This is a genomic window from Pseudomonadota bacterium (genome assembly GCA_026390555.1).
GTDB lineage: Bacteria > Bdellovibrionota_C > UBA2361 > UBA2361 > OMII01 > OMII01.
The window spans coordinates 1-2,430 of the sequence record JAPLFS010000086.1 but is presented as its reverse complement, the minus strand read 5'-3'; the positions used below and the strand labels follow the sequence as shown (position 1 = coordinate 2,430).

The 2,430-nt window shown below is 53.1% G+C and carries 3 protein-coding genes; 1 reads left to right on the top strand and 2 read right to left on the bottom strand.

Annotation, left to right across the window (positions count from 1 at the left end; all coding sequences use genetic code 11):
• Positions 1-171 precede the first annotated feature (171 nt).
• On the bottom strand, positions 172-1,254 hold the full coding sequence (mqnE, locus tag NTV65_11440) for an aminofutalosine synthase MqnE (GenBank protein ID MCX6115809.1): 1,083 nt from the start codon (positions 1,252-1,254) through the stop codon (positions 172-174).
• A 22-nt stretch (positions 1,255-1,276) separates the two neighbouring features.
• On the bottom strand, positions 1,277-2,092 hold the full coding sequence (locus tag NTV65_11435; protein ID MCX6115808.1) for a hypothetical protein: 816 nt from the start codon (positions 2,090-2,092) through the stop codon (positions 1,277-1,279).
• A 53-nt stretch (positions 2,093-2,145) separates the two neighbouring features.
• On the opposite strand from NTV65_11435, the gene NTV65_11430 reads away from it, so the two are divergent.
• Positions 2,146-2,430 (top strand): class I SAM-dependent methyltransferase (locus NTV65_11430; GenBank protein ID MCX6115807.1); only part of this gene is annotated, 285 nt, incomplete at its 3' end.

Genomic DNA, 2,430 nt, shown 5'->3' with positions numbered 1-2,430 from the left:
GGAGTTCCAAGCTGGATCGGTGGAAAGCTCATCATCTGGTTGTTGCTGGGAGCCTTCGCAGCGTTAGCCTACAAGAGCCAGTGCCTCGCTAAGAAGCTCTGGATAGCGGTGCCTATCCTGGTGGTTCTGGCTAGCACATTAGCGCTATATAAGTAGTCTAATCAGACTCCCTTAGGCCGCTCTGTTAACGATCTCATACGTGGTTGTGCGCTCCTGCGGGGTTAATCCAGCGGCTTCGATTAGCCGTCGGATCTCTCCTAGCGGCAGGGCGTCCGGCGAGTGCGAGCCAGCCATATGGTATATCTTCTCCTCGGTGACCGTTCCGTCGATATCGTTTGCACCACCAAGGAGCGCTATCTGGGCGCTCTTTACCCCGAGCATCACCCAGTAGGCCTTGATATGTGGAATGTTATCAAGCATTAGGCGGCTAATCGCTATTACACGCAGATCATCAACCGCAGTTGGGGCGCTAAGGCGCTCCATCCTGTTCCCTTCGTTGTGAAAGGCTAGCGGAATAAAGACCTGAAAGCCGGCGCTCTCGTCCTGTAGCGCTCGGAGCCGCAGCATATGATCGACCCGCTCCGCAGCGGTTTCAATAGTGCCGTAGAGCATCGTGCAGTTGCTTTTTAGGCCAAGCACATGCGCAACGCGGTGTACCTCAAGCCACTCATCTGCGTTAGCTTTATCGCGACAGATCTTATTACGCACCCGCTCGGCAAAGATCTCAGCTCCGCCCCCCGGCAGGGATGCTAAGCCCGCCTCCATAAGGGCGCCGAGGACCTCCTCGTAGCTCATCTTGTAGCGTTGAGCAAAATAATGAATCTCGACCGCTGTAAAGGCCTTGATATGTAACGCTGGAAACTCGCGCCGGATCATCCTTAGCAGAGCCGGATAGTAATCAAAATCAAGGTCTGGATTAAGTCCGTTAACGATATGGATCTCGGTCATGCCGACCTTGTACCGTTCACGAATCCAGCGCTCGGCATCAGTAACCTGCATAGTATAGGCCTGCGGCATGCCGGTTTTGAGCCGTGCAAATGAGCAGAAGAGGCAGTTCGCTTCACACACATTTGTAGAATTTAAATGCAGGTTCCAGTTGTAGTATGTAGTGCCGCCGTGCAAGCGAAATCTAACCGTATGGGCCAGGCGCGCAACGGCGAAGAGATCTGGGTAAGAGAACAGAAACTCGCCCTCCTCCTGAGTAAGGCGCTCCTGAGCATTAACCTTTATTTCGATCGACTGAAACGAGATCATTATGATGCACCACCTACGAAGCTCAATTGCTATTCGATATGTATAAACGGCACCCAATCATGATAGCCACAAAGAGTAGGTAAACTCCAGCAACTCCGCGTAGCGAGTGGGGGATCCCTGCGCCCTTTTTTGCTAACCCCCTTAGGATAGGGATCACCAGGAAGAGGGTAGCGTAGACAAGTACGTAATGCGGGGAAAGTTGTCCTAACAGTGCCATGGTTGCTACCAGTAGGGGGCCCAGTACGAGGGAGACCCGAAAGAGGGCAGGGACCCACCGCACAGCTCCAGGGCCTGTAAGCTTGACGGTGTTCCAGGTCATTTCTACCGCGCTAACCGCGGCACCGATGGCGAGAGCAAAGGTAGCCATCGGCCAGCTAAGCTCTGAGAAGCAGCATAGTAGCGAGAGCAGCGCCGTGAATGTATGCCCCACAAAGGTAGTAAGTATGGCTACCTGAGGACGCCCCTGCTCCCATCCGGCGCGTGACATGCCGCGCAGCGATAGGGCAGCGAGTAGCAGTATAAATAGCTCCTGAGAGGCTCTTATCCTAAAGAATTGAAAGAGGAGGAGCACGCATACTCCAAAGATCGCAGCTACTATTGCGTACCCACGCGCCTGAGCTTTGCCAGCTTGCTTGGCCTTGAGCCAGAGCATCAGGGTGCCCTCAGTCATATTCCACGTCACAAGGATAATGAAGAGGATTAGGAGCCTGCCGATTATAAGGGTCGCCTGGCTAGAGTCGCTCGGAAGCTCGATAACTAGGAGTGCCGCCAGGGCAGGCGAGAGCCTAATTAGTGCATAAAGGGTTGATTCAATAAAGCCACGGGTAGTAGATGACATAGATAGTGAATAGTTACAAAGTGGCTTCATTTATGCTATACCTATTACATCCTATGAACTCAATCCAGGATACTACTAACCAGACTCTGCCGAACAACACACAAGAGGTTCGGCAAATGTTCGATAAGATAGCTCCAACCTACGATCTCCTTAATTGGGTGTTGAGCCTGGGGTTGCACCGTTTGTGGGAGAAAAAACTAGTCGGGGGCCTTCCCCATAATCCTCGCGGTGTTTACATGGACCTCTGTACGGGGACCGGTGCGATTGTACCTGGCCTGCTTAAGCGCTGCGCCAGGGTGGTTGGGGTTGATATCTCTCCTCAGATGTTAGGGGTAGCG